The sequence below is a fragment of the Klebsiella electrica genome, assembly GCF_006711645.1.
Taxonomy (GTDB): Bacteria; Pseudomonadota; Gammaproteobacteria; order Enterobacterales; family Enterobacteriaceae; genus Klebsiella; species Klebsiella electrica.
This window is the reverse complement of the sequence record NZ_CP041247.1, coordinates 1,574,594-1,600,500: the sequence shown is the minus strand read 5'-3', so window position 1 is coordinate 1,600,500 and position 25,907 is coordinate 1,574,594. Positions and strand designations below refer to the sequence as shown.

The 25,907-nt window shown below is 55.0% G+C and carries 23 protein-coding genes; 11 read left to right on the top strand and 12 right to left on the bottom strand.

Annotation, left to right across the window (positions count from 1 at the left end; translation table 11 throughout):
- Positions 1-39: 39 nt before the first annotated feature.
- From fruA to fruB, 3 genes are read right to left on the bottom strand one after another with little or no spacing between them, the layout of a single operon-like run.
- Positions 40-1,731, bottom strand: coding sequence for a PTS fructose transporter subunit IIBC (gene fruA, locus Electrica_RS07700; protein ID WP_131048168.1), 1,692 nt, complete (start codon positions 1,729-1,731; stop codon positions 40-42).
- Between the two features lie 16 nt (positions 1,732-1,747).
- On the bottom strand, positions 1,748-2,686 hold the full coding sequence (fruK, locus tag Electrica_RS07695) for a 1-phosphofructokinase (RefSeq protein WP_004864796.1): 939 nt from the start codon (positions 2,684-2,686) through the stop codon (positions 1,748-1,750).
- Complete coding sequence (fruB, locus tag Electrica_RS07690; protein ID WP_141964163.1) at positions 2,687-3,817, bottom strand: fused PTS fructose transporter subunit IIA/HPr protein; 1,131 nt, start codon at positions 3,815-3,817, stop codon at positions 2,687-2,689.
- A 331-nt stretch (positions 3,818-4,148) separates the two neighbouring features.
- Here fruB and setB point away from each other — a divergent pair, with 331 nt between their 5' ends.
- Positions 4,149-5,336 carry a sugar efflux transporter SetB gene (gene setB, locus Electrica_RS07685; RefSeq protein ID WP_141964161.1) on the top strand — a complete coding sequence of 396 codons (1,188 nt, stop codon included), beginning with the start codon at positions 4,149-4,151 and terminating at the stop codon, positions 5,334-5,336.
- A gap of 1,299 nt (positions 5,337-6,635) precedes the next feature.
- Here the strand turns inward: setB and Electrica_RS07680 are convergent.
- From Electrica_RS07680 to Electrica_RS07640, 8 genes are all read right to left on the bottom strand, one after another.
- Positions 6,636-7,061 carry a hypothetical protein gene (locus tag Electrica_RS07680; protein ID WP_100682707.1) on the bottom strand — a complete coding sequence of 142 codons (426 nt, stop codon included), beginning with the start codon at positions 7,059-7,061 and terminating at the stop codon, positions 6,636-6,638.
- Positions 7,039-7,338 carry a polymorphic toxin type 44 domain-containing protein gene (locus tag Electrica_RS07675; RefSeq protein WP_141964159.1) on the bottom strand — a complete coding sequence of 100 codons (300 nt, stop codon included), beginning with the start codon at positions 7,336-7,338 and terminating at the stop codon, positions 7,039-7,041. The genes Electrica_RS07680 and Electrica_RS07675 overlap by 23 nt, the downstream gene beginning before the upstream one ends.
- Positions 7,329-8,173 (bottom strand): IS5 family transposase gene (locus tag Electrica_RS07670; protein ID WP_141963343.1). Its coding sequence is split into 2 segments (ribosomal slippage): positions 7,329-7,828 and positions 7,828-8,173, totalling 846 coding nucleotides; the frame shifts between segments, so codons are not numbered across the junction. Before Electrica_RS07670 ends, Electrica_RS07675 begins: the two co-directional genes overlap by 10 nt.
- 193 nt (positions 8,174-8,366) lie before the next feature.
- Positions 8,367-8,858 (bottom strand): Hcp family type VI secretion system effector, encoded by a 492-nt coding sequence (locus tag Electrica_RS07660; protein WP_100682709.1) that lies wholly within the window; start codon positions 8,856-8,858, stop codon positions 8,367-8,369.
- 222 nt (positions 8,859-9,080) lie between these two features.
- Complete coding sequence (gene tnpC, locus Electrica_RS07655; protein ID WP_141964155.1) at positions 9,081-10,637, bottom strand: IS66 family transposase; 1,557 nt, start codon at positions 10,635-10,637, stop codon at positions 9,081-9,083.
- 19 nt (positions 10,638-10,656) lie between these two features.
- The gene (tnpB, locus tag Electrica_RS07650) at positions 10,657-11,004 is read right to left on the bottom strand and encodes an IS66 family insertion sequence element accessory protein TnpB (RefSeq protein WP_141964154.1); all 348 of its coding nucleotides are present in this window, start codon (positions 11,002-11,004) and stop codon (positions 10,657-10,659) included.
- Positions 11,001-11,675, bottom strand: coding sequence for an IS66-like element accessory protein TnpA (gene tnpA, locus Electrica_RS07645; protein WP_141964153.1), 675 nt, complete (start codon positions 11,673-11,675; stop codon positions 11,001-11,003). The genes tnpB and tnpA overlap by 4 nt, the downstream gene beginning before the upstream one ends.
- A gap of 105 nt (positions 11,676-11,780) precedes the next feature.
- The gene (locus tag Electrica_RS07640; RefSeq protein ID WP_100682710.1) at positions 11,781-12,035 is read right to left on the bottom strand and encodes a YkgJ family cysteine cluster protein; all 255 of its coding nucleotides are present in this window, start codon (positions 12,033-12,035) and stop codon (positions 11,781-11,783) included.
- Between the two features lie 149 nt (positions 12,036-12,184).
- Here Electrica_RS07640 and yeiP point away from each other — a divergent pair, with 149 nt between their 5' ends.
- Entirely contained in the window at positions 12,185-12,757 is a 573-nt protein-coding gene (yeiP, locus tag Electrica_RS07635; RefSeq protein ID WP_100682711.1) for an elongation factor P-like protein YeiP, read from the top strand.
- Positions 12,758-12,875: 118 nt separating this feature from the next.
- On the opposite strand, the gene uxuA is transcribed toward yeiP, so the two are convergent.
- Positions 12,876-14,066: a mannonate dehydratase gene (uxuA, locus tag Electrica_RS07630; protein WP_141964149.1), complete on the bottom strand. Its 1,191-nt coding sequence runs from the start codon at positions 14,064-14,066 to the stop codon at positions 12,876-12,878.
- 206 nt (positions 14,067-14,272) lie between these two features.
- Between uxuA and Electrica_RS07625 the strand changes: the two genes are divergently transcribed.
- The 9 genes from Electrica_RS07625 to yejF all read left to right on the top strand — a co-directional run bounded on the left by Electrica_RS07625 (position 14,273) and on the right by yejF (position 25,906).
- Positions 14,273-15,739 (top strand): mannitol dehydrogenase family protein, encoded by a 1,467-nt coding sequence (locus Electrica_RS07625; RefSeq protein WP_141964147.1) that lies wholly within the window; start codon positions 14,273-14,275, stop codon positions 15,737-15,739.
- Between the two features lie 121 nt (positions 15,740-15,860).
- The gene (locus tag Electrica_RS07620; protein WP_141964145.1) at positions 15,861-16,838 is read left to right on the top strand and encodes a CobW family GTP-binding protein; all 978 of its coding nucleotides are present in this window, start codon (positions 15,861-15,863) and stop codon (positions 16,836-16,838) included.
- 42 nt (positions 16,839-16,880) lie between these two features.
- Positions 16,881-17,588: a phosphatase PAP2 family protein gene (locus Electrica_RS07615; RefSeq protein ID WP_131048174.1), complete on the top strand. Its 708-nt coding sequence runs from the start codon at positions 16,881-16,883 to the stop codon at positions 17,586-17,588.
- A gap of 426 nt (positions 17,589-18,014) precedes the next feature.
- Entirely contained in the window at positions 18,015-18,587 is a 573-nt protein-coding gene (gene mepS, locus Electrica_RS07605; protein ID WP_100682717.1) for a bifunctional murein DD-endopeptidase/murein LD-carboxypeptidase, read from the top strand.
- Between the two features lie 187 nt (positions 18,588-18,774).
- Positions 18,775-20,337, top strand: coding sequence for a cyclic di-GMP phosphodiesterase (locus Electrica_RS07600; RefSeq protein ID WP_131048175.1), 1,563 nt, complete (start codon positions 18,775-18,777; stop codon positions 20,335-20,337).
- 43 nt (positions 20,338-20,380) lie between these two features.
- Positions 20,381-22,186, top strand: a complete 1,806-nt coding sequence (locus Electrica_RS07595) for an extracellular solute-binding protein (RefSeq protein WP_131048176.1) — start codon at positions 20,381-20,383, stop codon at positions 22,184-22,186.
- Positions 22,187-22,195: 9 nt separating this feature from the next.
- On the top strand, positions 22,196-23,290 hold the full coding sequence (locus tag Electrica_RS07590; RefSeq protein ID WP_131048177.1) for a microcin C ABC transporter permease YejB: 1,095 nt from the start codon (positions 22,196-22,198) through the stop codon (positions 23,288-23,290).
- A complete protein-coding gene (locus Electrica_RS07585; RefSeq protein WP_100682721.1) occupies positions 23,290-24,315 on the top strand; it encodes a microcin C ABC transporter permease in 1,026 nt (341 codons plus the stop codon). The genes Electrica_RS07590 and Electrica_RS07585 overlap by 1 nt, the downstream gene beginning before the upstream one ends.
- A gap of 1 nt (position 24,316) precedes the next feature.
- Positions 24,317-25,906 carry a microcin C ABC transporter ATP-binding protein YejF gene (gene yejF / locus Electrica_RS07580; protein WP_141964143.1) on the top strand — a complete coding sequence of 530 codons (1,590 nt, stop codon included), beginning with the start codon at positions 24,317-24,319 and terminating at the stop codon, positions 25,904-25,906.
- Position 25,907: the final 1 nt, after the last annotated feature.

Below are 25,907 nucleotides of genomic sequence, written 5' to 3'. Positions count from 1 at the left end.
CCTTTTGTTTGCTTCTGACGTGCTTTTGTGCAGGAGAACTCAGGCCGCTTTTCCTGCGGTCTGTCCTTCCGGACGTTTCAGCACCGCGTAGGAGAGACCGGCCACCAGGGTGCCGGCAACAATCGCCAGCAGGTAACCGACCACTGGCGTAATCGCACCAGGAATCAGCAGGACGAACAGACCGCCGTGCGGCGCCATCAGTTTCGCTCCGATAGCCATAGAGATTGCACCGGTCACCGCGCCGCCCACGATACAGCATGGCAGGACGCGCATCGGGTCACGGGCAGCAAACGGAATCGCCCCTTCAGAGATAAAGCACAGACCCAGAACCAGCGCCGCTTTCCCCCCTTCCCGTTGTCCTTTATCAAACTTATTGCGGGCAACCAGCGTAGCGATACCCATCGCCAGCGGTGGCACCATACCGGCCGCCATAATCGCCGCCATCGGTGCGTAGGTTTGGGTACTCAGCAGACCGACGCCGAAGGCATAGGCCGCTTTGTTCACCGGACCGCCCATGTCGGTACACATCATCGCGCCGAGAATAGCGCCCAGCAGTACGGCGTTCGCCGTTCCCATCGTTTGCAGCCAGTGGGTCAGCCCTGCCAGAATGCCGGCAACAGGTTTACCGATCAGGTAGATCATCGCCAGGCCGACGATCAGGCTGGAGACCAGCGGAATGATCAGGATCGGTTTCAGCGCTTCCATGCTCGGCGGCAGTTTTAATTTGGTGCTGATCAGTTTAGCAACGTAACCGGCAAGGAAACCGGCGATAATCCCGCCGATGAAGCCGGAACCGCCGCTGACGGCCAGCATCCCGCCGATAAGACCCGGCGTCAGGCCCGGACGGTCGGCAATGGAGAAGGCGATAAAGCCTGCCAGCACCGGAACCATCAGCGCAAAGGCTGAACCACCGCCAATCTGCATCAGCGCGGCTGCAAGGGTATCTTTTACTTCAAACGCTTTGATACCGAAGGCAAAGGAGAGCGCGATACACAGACCGCCGGCAACGACCATCGGCAGCATATAAGACACGCCGGTCAGCAGGTGACGATAGGCACCGCCGCCCTCTTTCTTCGCCGAAGCCGCCTGCTGGCTGCTCTGGCCGGATGGCTGGTACGGTTTCGCTTCAACAACGGCTTTATCCAGCTCCTGCACGGTTTTCTTCAGCGCCAGACCGGTGGTGGTGCGATACATCGGTTTGCCGGCAAATTTTGCCAGGTCGACTTCAATATCGGCAGCCACAATCACCAAATCCGCCTGCGCCACCTCTTCCGGCGTGATGGCGTTACCAGCGCCGACCGAGCCGCGAGTTTCCACTTTCACCCACCAGCCGCGTTTTTTGGCTTCGGTTTCAATGGCTTCCGCCGCCATAAAGGTATGCGCGACGCCGGTCGGGCACGCGGTGACCGCCACGATGCGTTTTACGCCACCGGCGGCAGCCGGCAGTGTCGCCGCTGCCGGAGCAGCATACGGCGTCGCCTGGCTTTTCGCTTCGCTCAGGAACAGCTCCGGATGGGCAACGGCGCGATTGATATCGCCGAGGAACACCTGTTTACCGCTCAGCGCGCTATCCGCCGGCAGGGTGGTGCCAAGAACGATCGCCAGTTCCGCGTCGTTCGGGTTGTCTGTCAGTTCAAGATGTGCTTTATGCGCTGCGGTACCCAGCAAGGTTTTCGCCATATAGGCGCGCGCCTGTCCAAGTCCGGCATCAATAATCAGCAGCGTTTTCATTATGCCTCTCCTGCTGTCAATTAAAGGGTTTTAAGTCGACACGCGCCATCATGGCGGCCAACTGGGTACGATCGGTAATACCTACATTGCTCTGGCTGACCGCCAGCGCCGCAACAGCAGTAGCCAGACGCAGCGTATGCTCGCTGGATTCACGCATCAGCAGGCCGTAGATCAGGCCGCCAACCATGGAATCCCCGGCACCGACGGTGCTGACCACTTCGACTGAAGGGGGTTTCGCAATCCATTCGCCAGAAGCGTTAACCCACAGCGCCCCCTCTTCACCGAGGGAGATAACCACGTGGGCAATGCCCTGCTCGCGCAGCGCGTGCGCCGCATCAATCACGTCTTTCATTTCCGGCAGTTTACGGCCAGCCCAGATCTCCAGCTCGCGACGGTTTGGCTTCACCAGCCACGGCGCGGCTTTCAGACCGGCAACCAGCGCTTCGCGGCTGCTGTCAAAGATAATGCACGGGCACTGGCTACGCAGACGAACCATCCAGTCTGTGAAGGCTTCCGGGCTAACGCCTGACGGCAGACTGCCGCTGACGCACACCATGTCGAACTGGCCCAGCCAGCTCAGGGAGTCATTCACAAAGCGTTCCCAGTCGGCCGGGGTGACTTCAAAACCGGAGAAGTTGAAATCGGTCACTTCACCATCTTTTTCCGTCAGCTTGACGTTGATGCGCGTCCGCCCCTGAACCACCTGGAAGCGGTTGGCAATCCCCAGCTCGCTGAACAGCTGCTGAAAACCATCCTGGTTGTCTTTCCCCAGGAAACCGCCAACGGTGACGTCAATACCAAGATCTTTCAGCACTTTCGCAACGTTGATACCTTTTCCGGCGGCATGCAGACCGGTGGTCCGCACGAGGTTGACTTCTCCGCGTTCAATTTCCGGTGTGAAACCCACCAAATCATATGCCGGGTTTAATGTAATCGTTGCTACACGTCTGCTCATTTATGCGCCCTCCCCAAGGCCTTCGGCGATCGCTTCGCCAATCGCATCCAGCGCTTGTTGCGCATCTTCACCTTGCGCGGTAAAACGCAGACGGTGACCTTTCTTCACGCCCAGCGCCACGACTTTCATCAGGCTGCGGCCATTTGCCGGCTTGCCGGATCCGTCCAGATTGGTGACGGTAATGTCGCTGGAAAATTGTTTAATGGTGTTCACCAGCATCGTGCCCGGACGGGCATGCAGCCCGTGCTCATTGCGCACCACAAACTCGGCGCTCAGCACGTCGTCGGCGATAGCATCGTCGCTGGTCAGCAGCGCCAGCAGGGTCGCGCCATCAGACTTCAGCAGGCGGTCAGCTTTTTTATCAATCAGCAGATTGCTCAGGCGATTCAGTACCGCGGTAGGCTGTTCATCCGCCATCGCGACGGTAATCAGCAGCGATACCGGCTGCTCATCGGCGGTAAATGTACTGGCGGCACGGCTGACCGCAATCGCGCTGCGCAGGTTGCCTTCCGCGCTGTCGTTCAGCCAGATGCCCTGACCGAGGTTCAGCGGCTTATCATTGATGGTGCGGCTGACGAAGGTGGCGTCAACGGCGCCGGCCTCTTTCAGACGCGCAGCGTTCAGCGCCTGTAAGGTCATCAGATCGCTGGCAGCGATATCCAGGCTCAGCGTGTCATTATCGAGTTTCAGCGCTTCGCTCTGCTTTTCACCCATCAGCAGGGCCCGTAGCTCTTCCGCCGTGGTCGCCGATTTAAGTTGTTCAGCGACCGAATCATCGCTCAGTACGTGGGTCAACTGACGCAACAGCCCCAGATGTTCATCCGAACTGGCGGCGATGCCGATGGCCACGTACGCGGTCTGCCCTTCTCCCCAGGTCACGCCCTGCGGAAACTGGTAGACCTGAACGCCGGTTTTCAGCACCTGGTCACGCGTGTCGGTAGTCCCGTGCGGGATGGCAATGCCGTTGCCAAGGAATGTGGAGGTTTGCTGTTCGCGAGCCAGCATCCCGTTAACGTAGCCTTCCGCCACGTTGCCAGCGCTGACCAGCGCCGCGGCAACCTGACGAATCGCCTCTTCTTTATTACCGGCCTGCTGGCCGGGATGAATATCCTGCACAGATAACTGGAACATGGTTCTCCTCTCCTGCTAGATTGAATCGTTTCAGCTATTTTGTGAAAAAAGGCGTCAACTTCCTGATGGAGAAAATTCCTATAACGCTGAAACGTTTCAATGAGTCTGTACCTTTCTTATCCACTGCGCAAGATCTGTTATCAATCTGATAACGGAAATTAGAGGTGCAGCACACTTTTGCTGAAGCTAGCCTCCCGCATTCAGCCAGGCTTCAGCTTTTTGCTGAAATGACTAATTTGAAACTACTTTTTAATTTTCCGTACCATACTACTGTTCATTTTCTGAGTGACGGCGTAAACTCCGCTGCTCAAACAATGACAGATACTCCGCCATGCAAAACAGTAGCGCTGCCCTTCCCCGCCGCGGGTTCGATTTAACCTCTTCTGCTTTCCTGATCGTCGCCTTCCTGACAGGCATTGCCGGCGCGTTGCAAACGCCGACCCTGAGCCTGTTTTTAACCAATGAAGTGCATGTACGCCCGGCGATGGTCGGCTTCTTTTTTACCGGTAGCGCGGTCATCGGTATTTTGGTCAGTCAGTTTCTGGCCGGGCGCTCGGATCGCCAGGGCGATCGCAAGCGGCTGATCGTCTTTTGCTGCCTGCTTGGGATCCTGGCCTGCCTGCTGTTCGCCTGGAACCGCAACTACTTTATCCTGCTCTTCATCGGGGTCTTCCTCAGCAGCTTCGGCTCCACCGCCAACCCGCAGATGTTCGCCCTCGCGCGCGAACATGCCGATAAAACCGGTCGCGAAGCGGTCATGTTCAGTTCCATTCTGCGCGCCCAGGTCTCGCTGGCATGGGTGATCGGCCCGCCGCTGGCCTACGCGCTGGCAATGGGGTTCGGTTTTACCGTGATGTATCTCTGCGCCGCGATCGCCTTTGTGGTCTGCGGGGCGATGGTGTGGCTCTTTCTGCCCAGCATGCGCAAAGAGAAGCAGAAACTGGCGGCGGCAGGTCATCTGGAAGCGCCGCGCACCCATCGTCGCGACGCGCTGCTGCTGTTCAGCGTTTGCACACTCATGTGGGGCATTAACAGCCTGTACATTATTAATATGCCGCTCTATATCATTAATGAGCTGCATTTATCAGAGAAGCTGGCCGGGCTGATGATGGGGACCGCCGCCGGGTTGGAAATTCCGACGATGCTGATTGCCGGCTATTATGCCCGACGCTTTGGTAAGCGCTTTTTGATCCGCCTCGCCGCAGCGGCAGGAATACTGTTTTACGTGGGGATGCTGCTGGTGCATACGCCCGCTTTACTGCTGGCTCTGCAGGCGCTGAACGCGATATTCATCGGTATTCTGGCAGGCATTGGCATGCTCTATTTCCAGGACCTGATGCCCGGCCAGGCCGGCGCTGCCACCACGCTGTATACCAATACCACCCGCGTCGGCTGGATTATCGCCGGTTCGCTGGCAGGTGTAGTGGCCGAAATCTGGAGCTATCACGCTGTTTTCTGGATTGCCCTTGGCATGGGTGCGGCGTCATTACTTTGCCTGTGGCGCATTAAAGACGTTTAAGACGCAGGCAGAGCCTGCGGAATAAGACAGGTCATGGCCGCCTGGCGATTGCCGTGATCTGTAGGCGTTCTTATCTGCAGGATGACCGTTGCCAAAGAATTTTCGCCTCCAAAGACCGGAATATTATCTTGCCGTGAAGTTGCTTACCTCATGATGTTATCAACTAAAAAACAACCAGTAATGGTTAGAAATAAAGTTCCAGCATTCTACCATCACTGACAGATAGAGGATGCCCCATACGAGTAAGACAAGCGCTGCGAAGTGTTTTTTAATGAAACGAAGCATACCCAGCCATATTTAAAATAAACATACCGAGCAATATAACTTCTGCAAAATAAACATTCGCACAACCAGACCAAATTGAATTGTTATTGAATCGCTAATAATCAGCTCTTGTTTTTCGATTCTTTAAATTCACCAGGCATTAATGTTTCATTTCATATTAAATGTTAATTTTAGTTCTGACGCCCGGAGGCTTTGGGCGTGGTTCCTTGTAATCAACCGATACCCGAATCGGGGCTTTATCATCAGTTCCCGGCACCACTTCAGCATTTAGAGGTGGAACCGCCGGGCCTCTCTGTCCCACTCTTTCCCGCGGGCTCATTCATCCACAGCCTCTCCCGCTCACTTGTCCGGAGGAATGGATTTTCCCCACGAGCTGTCCTTGATGCATGAATACATGCAGTATACAGAGAGACAGGTCAAGACTATCAGGATGATTACAGCAAGAAGATACAATATTAACCTCCCGTAAAAAAACAAACCGCTTAAAGCTGTTGAGGTAAAAATGCCGCACAGTCAGGGAAAGGGACTGGCGGCAAACGGCATCTCAGGACTTTCGATGTTTTTCTATGGAACGACCCCATATAACCATAATCACTGTAATGTTATGTATCCATTTCAAAATTAAATTACGCAGACTGTATAAAAAGCATTTAAGCGTATTAGTTGTAATATTTTATCAGCATATTTAATGCTAAAAAACAGCATTATTGAAACGAAGTTTTTAATTATTTAATTCAGTACCAGGCTGATAATGAGATGTTTTTGGCAACCACCATGAATAACTCAACGCTCAGGGATAAAAGGTGCCTAGGTATCCAGGGTCAAACGCACGACAAAGACTTATGGCGCTGTACTAAACTCTAAATGAATGAGATATGTCATAGCAGCGTCACGATCCGTTGAGCACATATCAGGTGAAGGCTGTAGGCTACCGCATACTTTTGGCCGTCGTTTCGACCTGAAGATGCGACATAGATTGAAAGAAAAGAGCCAGCACCAAAGCTGGCTATGCTATTAGAATGGCGATGAAGTGAGGTAAACAGGAACAGAGTAGATTGAGCCACCCGCAAGATAAGTCGCAGGGCTATTAAAGGTATAAATGGTTCCTTTCACTGACAGATAAAGCGCGTCGTTTTCAGCCTTCGTCAATGCGCCTTTGTCCGTCGTGTTCATAAAAGGCTCGTTCCCGTCCTCCAGACTCGCCATAAACGCTTTATCATCTTTGGATGCATCATAGAGATAGAAACGATAGGAAAAACCGGTAGTTGCTCCTGTGCTCGCTTCGGTGATGTAGAGGTTAGCCAGATTGTTTATTTTCACCTTCTTGATTATCTCTTGCTCAAGCGGCGAGTAATGCAACACCTTATATACCCCAATGACGACAACCGCCAACAGGATTAAGAGTAGGTAGCCTTTCCTAAAAACCAGCGCGTTTTGCATAGTCAATCCCTGCTCTTATCCAATACTGGTCGTTAGGGTCATCGCCATAAGGCGTTGAGCCATACCAATCACCAAAAGCTGGATCGCTCGTTCCTGCTTGACTTTGCGCCCATCCTGCCCCCCGAAGTAATACCTCATCGGAAATCCCCGCAGCGTGACCTACAGCCCCATAATGAAAGTTACCAAAACTTTCGAACCCTTTCCCGCGCTGCTTGTAATCCCACGGGCCATGCCTTCTTACTTGTTGGTAAAACCAGGCTGTGTCCTTTAATTGCATAATTTTTTGTAAAACAGTCTAATGCAACCCAGTTTCACCATCGCCAGATAATTCCTCGCCGTTTTGTCGTAACGCGTGGCAATGCGACGGTATTCTTTCAGACAGCCAAAACACCGCTCAACAACGTTGCGATTACGATAAGCATCACGATCAAGCTGTGAACGACCATCTGCTGCCATTTTTTCATTAGATTTCCGCGGGATAACCACTTTTATCCCTTTTCGTTTCAGCTCATTGCGAAGCGCATGTCCTGAGTAGGCTTTGTCAGCCAGCACCGCATAACCACGACGTTTCATGCTGCCGTTCTGGCGCTGAACACCAATTCCGTCCAGAAGGCGTAATGCGAACTGGCTTTCGTGAGCCTGTCCGGGACTCAGCACGATATTTAACGGGAGACCGCCTGCATCCGTCGCCATATGGATTTTGGTGCCAAAACCACCGCGAGAGCGACCCAGCCCATGATCTCCGGCGATATCGGGATGTTTTTTTGCGCGCCGGCGGCGCACCTGAGTGCCCGGATATTGCTGCCATCCAGCGCAGTAGCTGACCAGTCAACGAGGCCGTGAGCATCAAGAGAAGAAAGCAACCTGTTGAAAATAATATTAATCACACCCGACTTAGACCACCGGTTAAAGCGGTTATATACGGTTTTCCATGGGCCGTATCGTTCAGGTAAATCACGCCATGGGGCACCAGAGCACAACACCCAGAACATGCCATTGATGATCATACGATGCTCCGCCCATGGGCGTCCGGCCCGTGGTGTTGCAGGTTGAGCGGGCAGTAAAGGCTGGATGATATCCCATGCTTCATCGGGAAGGTCGTAGCGGGCCATAGTTCAATATGTTGTAGAAACAGATGGTTACTATAGCTCAGACGATTAAGGGACACAGCCCAGGAATAGGTGAGGGCTGATGGGCCACGGTGAAAACGAGCCATCATCATATTATTGACAATGCTTACGCCGGGCGGGGCGAATGAGGATACATCAAATGGTGGGTGGGGTGATGCCGCTAAAGTTGGGTATCTCACGCCTGGGCTCTCTCATTCCATGCGTCAGTAAACATGATGTTGCCATCGCAGTGCTTCCAGGTAATTTTTTCATAGCGAAACTCTACGCACTCAAGGTGGTTATGCTTCTCTTTGGTTGCATCTTTAGTATCGTGCATCACTGGTGAAACACCGACAATTTTCACACCTTCAAGCAGCATGTTGAAGTATTCCGCTTCCTGACCAGCATCATTGATGCGATACCATTTAAATTCCGCTGATTTAAGTGTCTGACCAGTGGCAACTGCTTTGTAAAGATACGGGCTGGAGCTATCAAACTCTTTTTGAATGAGTACGGCTGAATGCTTGCGGGTTCCTGTGATTTTTCCCGTCATTGCATCAGTTGGGATACTCAAGTTATGTGAGAATCCGGTGATCTCAATGCTGCCATCGCGGTCTTGAACGTCTACAGACCCCATAATGTCTGCGCCGCCGTCATCTTTAAGCCATAGATAAGCTGGAATAGCCATTGTCTCTTTTCCTCGTGTTGTTATAGAAATCCACAAGGAAATTGTACCTAATCAGGGTCTGTATAGTAAACGATCAAATGCAATAAAATCATCAAATTAAGCGTGACTAAAAGTTTAATTAAGTTCTGTTTCATAGACTGGTTCCATAGTTCACCAGACACTTCGCGTCTCTTAATGTAATGGAATTATTGTAAGCGCCTCGTGAAGGACGTGGGGTAAAAATTAGTTTACAGAGAGGGTGACGTTCCAGGGCAACAGATCTTTCACGCGGTTGGCAGGCCAGGTATTGATGACACTGATCACGTGGTGCAGCCAGGCCTCCGGCTCGATGCCGTTGAGTTTGCAGCTTCCGAGCAGGCTGTACATCACTGCCGCACTGTCACCACCACTATCAGAGCCGAAGAACATGTAGTTACGCCGTCCCAGCGCCACCACTCGAAGTGCGTTTTCGCACAGATTATTGTCGATCTCCACCCAGCCATTGCGGCAGTATTCGTTCAGTGCATCCCATTGTTTCAGCAGGTATGCGAACGCTTTCGCCGTATCTGAGTGACGCGACAGCGTGCCCATCTGCTGTTGTATCCAGTCGTACAGCGACTGCATCAGCGGAACACTTCTGGCTTTCCTGGCTGTCAGTCGCTCTTCTGCCGGACTACCGCGGATCTCCGATTCGATGGCGTACAGCGCCCCGATACGGTTCAGCGCCTCTGCTGTTACCGCCGTTGGATGGCGAACGTGAACATCGTGGAGCTTGCGTCGGGCATGTGCCATACAGGCCGCTTCGGTTACCCGCCCGCTTTCATAAAGAGCGTTGTAACCCGCGTAGGCATCGGCCTGCAGGATACCACTGTAGTCCGCCAGATGTTGCTGTGGATGGATACCTTTGCGGTCGGGAGAGTAGGAGAACCACACGGCAGCCGGCATGGTTGAGCCGGCGTTACGATCGTCACGAACATAGACCCACAGCCGCCCGGTACGGGTTTTACCCTGACCAGGCTCCAGTACACTCACCGGCGTGTCGTCTGCATGCACTTTACCCGGCATCAGCACATAGTGGTTCAGTTCATCATACAGCGGACGAAGTTGTTCTCCCATAATGTCAACCCAGCGCCCCATCGTATTGCGGCTCAGCTCCACGCCCTGCCGGGCGTAGATTTCCGACTGACGATACAGCGGCAGGTGTTCAGCGAACTTCGCCATGATAATGCGTGCCAGCAGAGCCGGACTGGCGTAACTGCGCTCGATGGGTTTTGGTGGCAGTGGTGCCTGCACGATGCAGTCGCACCGACTGCAGGCCAGTTTTGGGCGGACCGTTTCGATTACCCTGAACGCAGTGTTGATGATATCCAGCTGTTCAGAGATGCTTTCCCCCAGCGGTTTTAGTTTGCCGCTGCAGACCGGGCATTCGGTTTCTGCCGGGGAGATAACCCGCCTGTCACGGGGGAGTGTTACCGGAAGCGCTTTGCGGGCGGGAGTGTCTGATGTTTTTGATCCCGTATCTCCGGCCATTGAGGTGAGTTGCGACTGCGCCTCGCCAAGCCTGTTCTGGAGCTCGGTTATGCGCTTTTCTGCCTGCGCGATCTTCTTTTCTATCTTCTCGCGGTTTTTCTCGCTGCTGCGGCCGAACAACATTCTCTGCAGTTTAGCGACCAGCGCCCTGAGTGAGTCGATCTCGCGGGCATAGCCGGTTATTTCACCGGACAGACGGACGATAACCGCCTGCTGTGCGATCAGCAGGGCCTTCAGTTGCTCGATGTCGTCGGGGAGTGTGTTGTTCATTCCCCTGTTTTATCACGGGTTATATCCGTATACCAGGCCGTTCCGTCCGTTTTGGATGTTGCCACGCGATCCCCTCCAGAAGCATGGACAACTGGGCGGGTGTCAGATGCACTTTCCCGTCGCGGGTCACCGGCCACACGAAGCGGCCCTGCTCGAGGCGTTTGGCGAACAGGCACAACCCGTCACGATCGGCCCACAGTATTTTCACCATTTTGCCACTGCGGCCCCGGAAGACGAAGATATGCCCGGAGAACGGGTCATCTTTCAGCGTATTCTGCACCTTCGAAGCCAGCCCGTTGAAGCCACAACGCATATCTGTGACGCCAGCGATGATCCAGATTCTGGTACCGGTTGGCAGAGTTATCATCGGGCACCGCCTTTCATTTCGCGGATTAGCGCCCGTAACAGTTCCGGAGTGAGAGGGTCAAACAGTTTTACCACACCTGATTTAAGATGCAGCTCGCACCGTGGGACGTTTTCGGGATCGCACTCAGGGCACTCATCAGGCTTGTTACGCCAGAAGGGATTTGTAACTGGTCTGATCGGCTCTGGCGTATCAGTCAGTGCCACCGGGACAGGCATGCATTCCTGTATATCATCATCGCTCAGTAAGCCGTCCTCGTACTGGCTTTTCCATTTAAACAGCAGGTTATCATTGATATCGTGCTCTCTGGCGATCCGGGCAACAACAGCACCGGGTTGTAATGCCTGCTTAGCCAGACTGACCTTAAATTCACGGCTGTAGCTGGCTCGCCGTTCTTTTCGCCATTTTTCCTCGCTGATTTCAGGGCGAGTGGATTCATTTTTTCTGTTGGCATAAAGGATGGCGTCAAGCTGAGCGAATGAGACTGAATCGGGCAATGGCCATGCGATACCGGATGCAATAAAGCGCTGAAAAAGCGTATGTATTGTGGAATGACTGAGACCGAGGCGCTGAGCGATGGCCCGGATGGTCAGTTTATCTTCAAATCTTAAACGCAGGGCATCAGGCAAATAAGAACGGAAGCAGGGAATATCTTTTGTTGTCTGGGAATTCATCGTTCGTGTCCATCAAAATAGATGGGCGCGATTGTTGCCAGACAGGACAATTTTCACAAGACGTCGCAGATGGGGCGCTTACGAATTATTTACGGCAGCAGTTTTTTAAGATGAAGTTTGCTTTTCGAGGTGAATCAGGAAAGCCATCGCCTCTTCACGACTGGTGCAGCACATATCAGGTGAAGGCTGTAGGCTACCGCATACTTTAGGACGTAAAGCCGAGCCAAAGATATTGCATAAGTTATCTTCCGATAGCTGCACGCACCTGACATTCGCAGGCTTGCCGTCAGGCATTCCGGGGATCGGGGATGAAATAGAGGGGGCGATACAGCAGGCACCGCAATCGATACGACATTCCATAAATGACTCTCTTGATGTTGCGGTTTACGGCCAAGCCTAAACGTTTTGTCCGGAGATAGCAAAACTCGTGAATTCCGCTTGCCTGAAAGCCCCGGCGCGAGTAGTTTTACGCGATATTTTTTGAACCGTTAAGCGACAGGATTACTGCAATGCCAAGAGCGAATGAAATTAAAAAAGGTATGGTGCTGAATTACAACGGCAAGCTGCTGATTGTAAAGAATATTGATATTCAGTCACCGAGCGCCCGTGGCGCAGCAACGCTGTACAAAATGCGTTTCTCTGATGTACGTACCGGCCTGAAAGTGGAAGAGCGCTTTAAAGGCGACGATATCGTTGACACCGTTACCCTGACCCGCCGTTTCGTTGACTTCTCCTATGTTGACGGCAACGAGTACGTGTTTATGGATAAAGAAGATTACACGCCGTACACCTTCACCAAAGAGCAGATTGAAGAAGAGCTGCTGTTCATTCCGGAAGGCGGCATGCCTGACATGCAGGTTCTGACCTGGGATGGTCAGCTGCTGGCGCTGGAGCTGCCGCAGACCGTGGATCTGGAAATTGTAGAAACCGCCCCGGGCATTAAAGGCGCCTCGGCGAGCTCCCGTACCAAACCGGCAATCATGAGCACCGGCCTGGTGATTCAGGTTCCGGAATACCTGACCACCGGCGAGAAAATTCGTATCCATATCGAAGAAAGCCGCTACATGGGTCGCGCAGACTAATATCGCGTCGTCCCGGATGAGGGTGGAAACGCCCCGTCCAGGCCGCCCGTCGTATGAGCCGGGCAGTAAGACAAAAAAGACAGCCTGAGGCTGTCCTTTTACTTTTCCGCCGCCAGAATTACAGCAGTTCCGGATACTTCGTCATCTTCAGCGCCAGCTCAACGCCGCGTACTTCCGCCATCCCCTTCAGGCGACCAATCGCCGAATAGCCCGGGTTGGTTTTCTTACGCAGATCGTCCAGCATCTGGTGACCATGGTCCGGACGGAACGGAATCGGACGCAGATCGCCCGCGTGCTTGCGGCGCAGCTCTTCGCTCAGAATCGCCTCCACCACCGCCACCATATTCACGTCACCGGTCAGATGCGCCGCTTCGTGGAACGTTTTTGGGTTCTCTTCACGGCAGGTCGAACGCAGATGGGTAAAGTGGATCCGGTCGCCGAAGGTTTCGACCATTTTCACCAGATCGTTATCGGCACGCACGCCGTAAGAACCGGTGCACATCGTAAAGCCGTTGTTGATGCTGTCCACGGTCTCTTTCAGCCACCGCATGTCTTCGATAGTCGAAACGATACGCGGCAAGCCAAGGATCGGGCGCGGCGGATCGTCCGGGTGTACGGCCAGCCGCACGCCAACCTCTTCGCATACCGGTACGATAGCGCGCAGGAAGACGGCCATGTTCTCACGCAGCTGCGCTTTATCGATCTGGTCATATTCCGCCAGCCGCGCGCGGAACTGTTCGAGGGTATAGCCCTCTTCTGCGCCCGGTAAACCGGCAATAATGTTGCGGGTCAGCTTGTCAATGTCCGCTTCGCTCATCGCCGCAAAGCAGGCCTGAGCCTGGCGCTGCTCCTCTTCACTGTAATCCGCCTCGGCACCAGAGCGCTTCAGGATATGCAACTCAAAAGCGGCAAACGCGATGTGGTCAAAACGCAAGGCTTTCGAACCGTCCGGCAACTGGTACTCAAGGTCGGTACGCGTCCAGTCGAGAATCGGCATGAAGTTATAGCAGACGGTATCAATCCCGCAGGCCGCCAGGTTGCGAATGCTCTGCTGGTAGTTGGCAATCCAGGTCGCGCACTGCCCGCTCTGGGTCTTGATCTCTTCGTGTACCGGGATGCTTTCCACGACCGACCAGGTCAACCCTTTTTCCGCCAGCAGCGCCTGGCGCTGTTTAATTTCGTCAACCGGCCAGACTTGACCGTTAGGAATATGGTGCAGCGCAGTGACCACACCCGTCGCGCCAGCCTGCCGTACATCATCAAGCGACACCGGATCGTTCGGTCCATACCAACGCCAGGTTTGTTCCATCGCTATGCCCTCTCAAAGTTGTTATACCAATATTGCTAACATCAATGATGACTACCATACAGGCTTCTCGCCAGGGATCAATTTATCCCGCTGAATTGATTGATCCAGCTCACACTAAGCGTATAAATACGGCTCACCAATTTAATTTGTTGTCATATAACTTTACACTGCCATTGTTAATCATTGGTTAATCAGGTGTGTAAAGAATGACTACTATTGCTACCGCTACGCTGCCAGAAAGCGTGCAGCTTCCTCAGTACGATCGCAGCCAGTTGCGCTCGCGCATTGTGCACTTTGGCTTCGGGGCGTTTCATCGCGCTCATCAGGCCCTGCTCACCGATCGGGTGCTGAACGCCAGCGGCGGAGACTGGGGGATCTGTGAAATTAGCCTGTTCAGCGGCGATCGGCTGATGAGCCAGCTCCGTCAGCAGGACCACCTGTTCACCGTGCTGGAAAAAGGCGCACAGGGTAACCAGCCGATTGTCGTGGGCGCCGTTCACGAATGCCTGAATGCAAAGCTGGACTCTCTGCCCGCGATCATTGAAAAATTCTGCGAGCCGCAGGTGGCCATTGTCTCGCTGACGATTACGGAGAAAGGCTACTGCATCGATCCCGCCAGCGGCATGCTGGACCTGACGCAACCGCGCATTATTCACGATCTGCAAAATCCCGCGCTGCCGCAATCGGTGCCGGGGATTCTGGTTGAAGCCCTCTCCCGCCGCCGCGAACGAGGCCTGCCGCCGTTTACGGTTCTCTCCTGCGATAATATTCCTGATAACGGTCACGTGGTCAAAAATGCGGTTCTGGGCATGGCGGAAAAACGCGCCCCCGAACTGGCGCAGTGGATTGCTGAACACGTCAGTTTTCCCGGCACCATGGTTGACCGTATCGTGCCCGCCGCCACCGATGAGTCGCTGGCTGAAATCAGCGCCGCACTCGGCGTGGAAGATCCTTGCGCTATCAGCTGTGAGCCATTTATTCAGTGGGTCATTGAGGATAACTTCGTGGCGGGCCGCCCGGCATGGGAAACCGCCGGCGCCCAGATGACCGATAACGTGCTGCCGTGGGAGCAGATGAAGTTGCGGATGCTCAACGGCAGCCACTCTTTCCTTGCCTGGCTCGGCTACCTTGCCGGTAATACGTATATCAGCGACTGCATGCAGGATGAGGTGCTGCGCAGCGCCGCTCGCCGGTTGATGCTCGACGAACAGGCCCCGACGCTCGCTATCGAAGGCGTCAATCTGACGCACTATGCCGACAGCCTGATCGCGCGCTTTAGTAATCCAGCGCTAAAGCACCGCACCTGGCAAATAGCGATGGACGGCAGTCAGAAGCTTCCGCAGCGTATGCTTGACGGTATTCGCATTCACCTGCAACGCGGTAGCCGTTGGCCGCTGCTGGCGCTCGGCGTGGCGGGCTGGATGCGCTACGTCAGCGGTAGAGATGATGCCGGTCAGGCGATTGATATTTGCGACCCGCTGAGCGACAAAATTCAGGCTCTGGTCGCCGGCAGCCGCAACGAGGAACGCGTCAGCGCCCTGCTTTCACTGGAAGAAATCTTTGGCCGCGATCTGCCGCGCAATGCGCTGTTTGTGGAGAACATCACCGCCGCCTGGCATCAGCTTTCTGCCGTCGGTGCCCGCCAGGCCATTGCCAACGTGCCCGGGATTTAACAATTACTGCTCTTTAGCGGACAGAATTCTTTTCTGTCCGCCGTAACCCTTCTCTTTTCCCCTTTTTTTCGTCAGGATAGGACCAACTGTTACAACATTACATTTGTATCCTGGAGAAAATGTGACCAAAACAAACTTGATCACGGGGTTTCTCGGCAGCGGTAAAACGACCTCGATTCTTCATCTGCTGGCCCACAAGCCTGCAGATGAAAAATGGGCCGTGCTGGTTAATGAGTTTGGCGAAGTGGGTATCGACGGCGCTTTACTGGCCGATAGCGGCGCGCTACTCAAAGAAATTCCCGGCGGCTGCATGTGCTGCGTCAACGGCCTGCCGATGCAGGTTGGGTTGAATACCCTGCTGCGCCAGGGGAAACCGGATCGTCTGCTGATTGAGCCTACCGGGCTTGGCCATCCCAAACAAATTCTCGATATTCTGACCGCCGCCGTCTATGAGCCGTGGATCGATCTTCGCGCCACCCTGTGCGTGCTGGATCCCCGCCTGCTGCTGGACAGTAAAGTGATGGCGAACGACAACTTCCGCGATCAGCTGGCGGCGGCCGACGTCATTATCAGCAATAAAGCGGACCGGATGACGGCGGAAAGCGAACAGGCCTTTGACGCCTGGTGGCAGGAACACGCGGGCGAACGTCTTCATATTCGCGCAACCCACGGCAACATCGACCCGGCGCTGCTGGATTTACCGCGTCTGAACCTGGCTCCACTGCCGGAAAGTGCCGCACATGCGCACAGCCACGGGCAGAAAAAGGGTCTGGCCGCCCTCAGTCTGCCCGCTCATCAGCGCTGGCGCCGGAGCCTCAACAGCGGTCAGGGCTACCATGCCTGCGGTTGGATTTTTGATGCCGATACGACGTTTGATACGATTGGCCTGCTTGAGTGGGCGCGTCTGGCGCCGGTTGCCCGCGTCAAGGGGGTGATGCGTATTGCGGAAGGTCTGGTCCGCATCAACCGTCAGGGACGGGATCAGCATATTGAAACCCAAAACGTTGCGCCGCCGGACAGCCGCATTGAGCTGATTACCGAATCCGAGGCGGACTGGAATGCCTTACAAGCCTCTTTGTTGAAACTTCGTTTAAATTAAGGTGGGTATGTTTCCCGCCGTCTTACACCACTTGCAACTGTTATGATTAAAAACCGAATTCCTCTGATCCTGCTGCTTAACGCGGCAGGTTTTGTCCTCTTTTTTTCGTGGTTTTTGCCCGCGAATCATGGTTTCTGGCTGTCGCTGGACGCCGCCATTTTCCACTTCTTTAACCAGGGAGTGGGAAAGAGTCAGGCCTATGCCTGGCTGCTGGCTATCATCAATAACCGGGCTTTTGACGCCTGCTCTTTGCTGGCGATGGGTGGCCTGATGCTGAGCTTCTGGTTGAAAGAGCAAAGCGCCGGTCGCCGTCGGATCGTCATTATCGGCCTGGTGATGCTGCTCTTCGCGGTGGTCATTAATCAGCTGGCGCAGCATCTGATGCCGGTTAAACGCGCCAGCCCGTCGCTCGCGTTCAGTGAGATTGTTAAAGTAAGCGACGTGGTCGCCTTCCCGACCAAGGATGCGTCGAAAGACAGTTTCCCCGGCGATCACGGCATGATGCTGCTCATCTTCGCCACCTTCATGTGGCGCTATTTTGGCCGCCGGGCATTTGCTATTGCGCTGATTATTTTTGTGGTTTTCGCTTTTCCGCGGGTCATGATTGGCGCCCACTGGTTTACTGATATAGCCGTCGGCTCATTGACCGCCGTACTTATCGGCATCCCCTGGGTGCTGATGACGCCGTTAAGCGACATCTTGATCGCCTGGTTTAACCGTTCGCTTCCGGGCGGTGCGGGTAAAAATTAATATTCTCCTTACATATTATTAACTACATCCATAAGGGATCGTTCTCGGTCCCTTTTTTATTTGTCCATTTTTTTTAGCATCCGCGTCATCTTCCCGTCACATTAATCGTCTTACAAATGAATGAATTGCATATTTCTTACCCGCCATTGCTGCTATTTTGTGCTTTCCCGATGATTCACTTTTAGATGCACAATTTCTTATAAGAAATCTCGCGAAACCGCTCGCCATCCCACGTTTGATAGGGTACTCTCAATCTCGTTTTGCCTTTCCAGTAACGTCAATCCGGCTCAAAAATAAATTTGTGCGGTATCCCACAAATTTAGGTTTAAGGAATTGTCTCATTGCTGGCAGGTATTTAGGCTCTAGCACGTTTGGCATTTTTTATAACGACATTGTCGTTAAGGACAACAAGGGAAAACAAACAACATGGTCAAATCTCAGCCGATTTTGAGATATATCTTGCGGGTTGTGCCCGCGATAGCAGTGGCAGTTTTGCTCTCTGCCTGTAGTTCGACAAGTAGTACCGCAAGGAATATGCATTCTGAGACGCATGCTGTGGGTAGTGGCGATTTATCATCACTGCAAGCCTCTCAGGATGAATTTGAAAAGATGGTCAACAATCTGGACGTTAAGTCCCGTTTGATGGACCAGTATGCCAGCTGGAAAGGCGTGCGTTACCGCCTCGGCGGCAGCACCCGCAAAGGCATTGATTGCTCCGCCTTTGTGCAGCGTACTTTCCGCGAACAATTTGGTCTGGAACTGCCGCGCTCCACTTCTGAGCAGCAGGATTCCGGCAGGTCTATTTCACGCTCTCAACTGCGCACCGGTGATTTAGTTCTGTTCCGGGCGGGTTCCACCGGTCGCCATGTCGGCATCTATATCGGCAACGATCAGTTCGTCCATGCTTCCACCAGCAGCGGTGTGACCATCTCCAGCATGAACGAGCCGTACTGGAATAAGCGCTATAACGAAGCGCGACGAGTTCTGAGCCGCTCGTAATCCTTTCTGACGTCAGTTATCCCTTGGCTGACGGCCAGAACAAAAAAACACTGCTACGGCGGTGTTTTTTTTTGCCTGTTTACCTATGAATGCCGCAATATAGGCTATCCCTTTTAGTGGCGATAGAGAAAACGTTTCCTGTCAACCCATTGGCGCAACTCATTAATACGGATCGACTATATAGCCTATGCCTACCCGTCACCTGTCACCCCGGCGTAATATCTGGCTGACCAGCATACTCATCGGGGTTATCGTCGCTCTGCTGGCCGGTAGCATTCAGGTTATGGTGATTTACCATAGCCGGTCTGAACGTTTTGACAGTATCATCGACAACGTCAACGTCTACCTGACCGAATACTTTAGCCAGCTCGAGAAAACCATGACCGGCCTGCAGCCACTGGTCGGCCAGAAGTGTGAAAACATTGCCTCAGGACTGACCGCACGGGCGGCCTTTAGCCCAAACGTGCGCGCGTTTTTGCTGGTGAAAGACGGTGTCGTCTTTTGCTCCTCCGCCACCGGCGCCATGGACACGCCTCTGGTACAGCTTATCCCGCATATCGATCCCCGTAAGGCGGTCGATATGCGGCTCCTGCCAGGGACGCCGATGATGCCGAAGAACGCCGCTCTGGCGATGTGGGTACGCAATCCGGGCAGCAGCGAGGATGGCGTTTTCGTCTCAATCAATACCAACCTGACACCCTATATTCTTTACTCCGCCCGTCAGAACGATTTCAGCAGCATCGTGCTGGTTGTCAACGATACCGCCCTCTCCACCCTGACCAACAGCATTATTGACCCGCAGAACCTGGCCGCAGAGCCCATTCGCCAGGTACAAATCAAAGGGCTGCCGCTGAAGGTTTATCTCTATGCCAACAGCTGGCTATCGGAAAATACACAATTTTCGCTGCTGCTCGGCGTGGTCTGCGGCCTGCTGGCTGGACTGGTGAGTTACTATGTGCTGTCGCTGAAATCCGATCCGCGTAAAGCCATTCTGCTGGGGATTAAAAACAATCAGTTCTACGTTGTCTATCAGCCGGTAGTCAAAGCGGATACCCTGCGCATTAGCGGTATTGAAGTGCTGATGCGCTGGCGCCATCCGGTCGCCGGGGAAATCCCGCCCGACGTGTTTATTAACCTGGCTGAAACGCAGCAAATGATTGTGCCACTCACCCATCATTTATTCGCGCTGATCGCCCATGACGCGCCGGCCTTGCAAAAAATTCTGCCCGTCGGCTGCAAGCTGGGGCTGAATATCTCACCGGCCCATCTGCACGCCGACCAATTTCAGGCCGACCTTCAGCAGTTCGCGGCCTCCCTGCCAGCCAACCACTTCAATGTGGTTCTTGAAATTACCGAACGTGCGATGATCGATAAAAACAAGTCGCTGGCCATCTTTGACTGGCTGCATGAGCAGGGATTTGAGATCGCGATTGACGATTTTGGTACCGGACATAGTGCGCTTATCTACCTTGAGCGTTATAAATTTGACTATCTGAAAATCGATCGCGGCTTTGTACAGGCTATCGGGACCGAGACCGTCACCTCACCGGTGCTGGATGCGGTACTGACACTGAGCCGCCGCCTGCAGCTCATGACCGTTGCGGAAGGGGTCGAAACGCCGGAGCAGGCGGAGTGGTTACGCAAACATGGCGTAAACTTCCTGCAGGGCTATTGGCTGAGCCGTCCGCTGCCGCTGGAAGAGCTGATCGCGGCCCATGACAAACCGGCAAAATATTTTGCCGCCCGGTAACCGCTCTTGATGATGCCCGCTCACAGAGGATATTAATCTGGCTATGTTTGCGCGAGTCTGCCTGATATTACTGACCCTGTTCAGCCTGAATAGTCAGGCGCAAACCATAAAAGAGGGCAGCACTTTTGCCATCATTGGCGAACCGAAATACGCCGTCGGCTTTGACCATTTCGATTATGCCAATCCCAGGGCCCCGAAGGGGGGAACTATCGTTAACGCCACCATTGGCACCTTCGACAACTTCAACCGCTATGCGCTGCGCGGCAACCCGGGCGTGCGCACCGAGGCACTGTATGACACGCTGTTCACCACGTCCGATGATGAACCGGGCAGCTATTATCCGCTCATTGCCGAGCACACGCGCTACGCCGATGATTTCTCATGGATGGAGATAACCCTCAATCCGCACGCCCGCTTTCATGATGGCAGCCCGATTACCGCCAGCGATGTCGCCTTCACCTTCCACAAATTTATGACCGAAGGGGTGCCACAGTTCCGCCTGTTCTACAAGGGGACCCGCGTTGAGGCCGTTGCGCCGCGCACCGTGCGCATTACGCTGGCGCAGCCCGGCAAGGAAAATATGCTGAGCCTGCTCTCCCTGCCGGTGATGCCGGAGGCCTTCTGGCGTAACCATAAGCTCAGCGACCCGCTCTCCACTCCGCCGCTGGCCAGCGGCCCCTATCGGATTACCGACTGGCGGATGGGCCAGTACATCATCTACTCGCGAGTGAAAGACTACTGGGCAGCCGACCTGCCGGTAAACCGCGGACGCTGGAATTTCGACACCCTGCGCTACGACTACTACCTCGATGATAATGTCGCCTTTGAAGCCTTTAAGGCTGGTGCCGTCGACCGCCGGGCAGAGACAATAGCCAAAAACTGGTCGACCCGCTATGTCGGACGCAATTTTACCCACGGCTATATCGTCAAGGATGAGTACCCGAACACCTCGGCGCAGGATACCCAATGGCTGGCATTCAATATCCAGCGCCCGGTGTTTAACGACCGCCAGGTCCGTGAAGCCATCACCCTCGCCTTCGATTTTGAATGGATGAATAAGGCGCTGTTTTATGGCGCCTACAGCCGGGCCAGCAGCTACTTTCAGAATACCGAATATGCGGCGCGTCAGGCGCCCGATGCCGAAGAGCTCGCCCTGCTGACGCCAATGAAAGCCGATTTGCCGCCGGAGGTCTTCACCTCCGTCTATCAGCCGCCGCGCTCCCGCGGCGATGGCTTCGACCGCAGCAATCTGCTGCAGGCCGATGCCTTGCTTAAACAGGCGGGTTGGGTGCTGAAAAACCAGCGCCGGATCAACGCCGCTACCGGCAAGCCGCTGCGCTTTGAACTTCTGCTGCCTTCCGGGGGCAACGATCGCTGGGTGCTGCCGTTCCAGCATAATCTCCAGCGCCTCGGGATTACGATGGATATTCGCCAGGTCGATAACTCACAGTACAGTAACCGCCGCCGCAGTCGCGACTACGATATGATGCCCATCGTCTGGCGCGCGACGCCCTGGCCGGGAACCGACCTGCAAATCTCCTGGGATTCGTCATATATTCACTCCAGCTACAATGCGCCCGGAGTTCAGAGCCCGGTGGTGGATAAACTGATTGCGCAGATCATCCGCTGGCAGGGTAATAAGCAGAAGCTCCTGCCCCTGGGCCGCGCGCTGGACCGGGTGCTGACCTGGAACTATTACATGCTACCGATGTGGTATATGGCGCAGGACAGGACGGCGTACTGGGATAAATTCTCTTTCCCACAGACCCGCCCCGTCTACTCATCCGGGTTTGATACCTGGTGGTATGACGTCAACAAAGCGGCAAAACTGCCCGCGGACAAACGGTAAGGAATAACGATGGGCGCATACCTGATCCGCCGACTGCTGCTGATAATCCCCACGCTGTGGGCAATCATTACGATCAACTTTTTTATCGTCCAGATAGCGCCGGGCGGCCCGGTCGATCAGGCCATCGCCGCCATTGAATTTGGCAACCGCGGCGGTTTACCTGGCGCCGGAGAAAGCGGTATGGCCGCCAGCCATGCCCGTACCGGCGTCGGCAACATCAGCGAAGGTCATTATCGCGGCGGACGCGGTCTCGATCCGGAAGTGATTGCCGAAATCACCCACCGCTACGGCTTTGATAAACCGCTCCACGAACGCTACCTGAACATGCTCGGCGACTATCTGCGCTTCGATTTTGGCGACAGCCTTTTCCGCAGCGCGTCGGTCTTACAGCTGATCAAAAACAGCATGCCGGTTTCCATCACCCTGGGGCTATGGAGTACGCTGATTATCTATCTGGTTTCAATCCCGCTCGGCATCCGCAAAGCCGTCCATAACGGCAGCCAGTTTGATATCTGGAGCAGTACCCTGATCATTATTGGCTACGCCATCCCGGCCTTTCTGTTCGCCATCATCCTGGTCGTACTCTTCGCGGGGGGGAGCTATCTGGACCTGTTTCCGCTGCGCGGGCTGGTGTCCGCTAATTTCGCGAGCCTGACGTGGTATCAGAAGGTTCTCGACTATCTCTGGCACATTACGCTGCCGGTGCTGGCGACGGTCATCGGCGGCTTTGCGGCGCTCACCATGCTGACCAAGAACAGCTTTCTTGATGAGATCCGCAAGCAGTATGTCGTGACCGCTCGCGCCAAAGGGGTCGGCGAAACGCAAATTTTATGGGGCCATGTTTTTCGCAATGCCATGCTGCTGGTGATCGCCGGTTTCCCGGCGATGTTTATCAGCATGTTTTTCACCGGTTCCCTGCTGATTGAGGTGATGTTTTCCCTCAACGGCCTGGGACTGCTGGGCTATGAGGCGACCGTTTCCCGTGATTACCCGGTGATGTTCGGCACGCTGTATATTTTTACGCTGATCGGCCTGCTGCTGAATATTGTCAGCGATATCTGCTACACGCTGGTCGATCCGCGTATTGATTTTGAGGGCCGCTGATGTCTTTTCTGAGTCCCGTGAATCAGGCCCGCTGGGCGCGTTTTCGTCACAATCGCCGCGGCTACCTGTCGCTGTGGCTATTTATGCTGCTTTTCCTGTGCAGCCTGTGCGCCGAGCTGATTGCCAACGACCGGCCGCTGCTGGTGCAGTATCGCGGCAGTCTGTACGTTCCGGCGTTGAAAAATTATAGCGAGACGACCTTTGGCGGCCCGTTTGCTACCGCCGCCGACTATCAGGATCCGTGGCTGCAAAAGCAGCTGGATGATAACGGCTGGGTACTGTGGGCGCCGATCCGATTTGGTGCCACCACTATCGACTTCGCCACCCAGACGCCCTTCCCTTCCCCTCCCTCAACGAGAAACTGGCTGGGTACCGATGCCAACGGCGGCGATGTGCTGGCCCGTATTTTATACGGCACGCGGATATCGATTCTGTTTGGCCTGCTGCTGACCTTTTTCTCCAGCGTACTGGGGGTGCTGGCGGGCGCTATTCAGGGGTACTACGGCGGTAAGATCGACCTGTGGGGCCAGCGGTTTATTGAGGTGTGGTCAGGGATGCCGACCCTGTTCCTGATTATTTTGCTCTCCAGCGTCGTCCAGCCGGGCTTCTGGTGGCTGCTGGCCATTACGGTACTGTTCGGCTGGATGGCGCTGGTCGGCGTGGTGCGCGCGGAATTCCTGCGCACCCGTAACTATGACTACATTCGCGCGGCGCAGGCCCTGGGGGTCAGCGACCGCCATATCATTTTCCGCCACATGCTGCCTAACGCCATGGTCGCGACCCTGACTTTCTTACCGTTTATTCTGTGCAGTTCAATCACCACCCTGACTTCTCTGGATTTTCTCGGCTTCGGCCTGCCGTTAGGTTCGCCCTCGCTGGGTGAACTGCTGCTACAGGGGAAAAACAATCTGCAGGCGCCGTGGCTGGGCATCGCCGCCTTTTTGTCGGTCGCGGTGCTGCTATCGCTGTTAATTTTCATTGGTGAAGCCGTCCGCGACGCCTTCGACCCCGGTAAGGCGGTATAACATGACGCAGCCTTTGTTAGAGATAGACAACCTCTCCATCGCCTTCCGCCAGCAGGGCAAGCCCCACACCGTCGTCAGCGAGCTGTCCCTGGATATTCGCGCCGGAGAGACTCTGGCGCTGGTCGGCGAATCCGGATCCGGTAAAAGCGTCTCCGCGCTCTCGGTGCTGCGGCTGCTTCCCTCTCCGCCGGTCTGCTACCCTGGCGGAGATATTCGCTTTCACGGTCAGTCGCTGCTCCACGCCGATGAGCGCACGCTCAGTCAGGTGCGCGGCAACCGTATCGCGATGATATTTCAGGAACCGATGGTGTCGCTCAATCCCCTGCATACGCTGGAAAAGCAGCTGTATGAAGTGCTGTCTTTGCATCGCGGCATGCGTAAAGAGGCCGCGCGCGGCGAGATCCTTAACTGTCTGGAACGGGTCGGGATCCGCAATGCGCTACGCCGGCTGGCGGACTACCCGCATCAGTTTTCCGGCGGCGAACGCCAGCGGATCATGATTGCCATGGCGCTGCTCACCCGGCCGGAGCTGCTGATTGCCGATGAACCCACGACCGCGCTGGACGTGACCGTGCAGGCGCAAATCCTGCGGCTGTTACGCGAACTGAAAGACGAACTGAATATGGGGCTGCTGTTTATTACCCATAACTTAAGCATTGTCCGCCAGCTCGCCGACCGCGTGGCGGTGATGCAAAACGGCCGCTGCGTCGAACAAAACGCCTGTCGGGCGCTGTTCGCCGCCCCCGAACACCCTTATACCCGTCGCCTGCTGGACAGCGAACCCTCCGGCAGCCCGGTGCCGCTGGCCGCCGATGCGCCGCTGCTGCTAAAAGCCGTCGATCTGAGCGTCGCCTTCCCGGTACGTAAAGGGATCCTCCGCCGGATCGTGGAGAGTCACCGGGTGGTCAAGGCGCTGAATTTCCAGCTGCGCGCCGGGGAAACCCTCGGCCTGGTGGGCGAGTCGGGATCGGGGAAAAGCACCACCGGGCTGGCGCTGCTGCGCCTGATTGCCTCGCAAGGGACAATCGTCTTTGAAGGACAAGCGCTGCAGGGGCGTAGCCGTCGGCAAATGCTGCCGCTGCGCCGCCAGATGCAAATAGTCTTCCAGGACCCCAACTCATCGCTGAATCCCCGCCTGAACGTGCTGCAGATTATTGAAGAGGGTCTGCGCGTCCACCAGCCAGGGTTAACGCCGGCCGCGCGTGAACACGCGGTGATACAGGTGATGCAAGAGGTAGGGCTCGACCCGCAAACGCGGCATCGCTATCCGGCTGAGTTTTCCGGCGGCCAGCGTCAGCGTATTGCGATTGCCCGGGCGCTGATCGTGAAGCCTCAGCTTATCGTGCTGGATGAACCTACGTCGTCGCTGGATAAGACCGTCCAGGCACAAATTCTGGCTTTGCTGAAAGCCTTACAGCAAAAACACCGGCTGGCCTATATTTTTATCAGCCATGATTTACGCGTGGTGCGGACGTTGTGTCATCAGGTGATGGTGTTACGACAGGGAGAAGTTGTCGAGCAGGGGGAGTGCGAGCGCGTCTTTACCGCTCCACAGCAGGCTTATACCCGCCAGCTTCTGGCGCTGGGCTGAC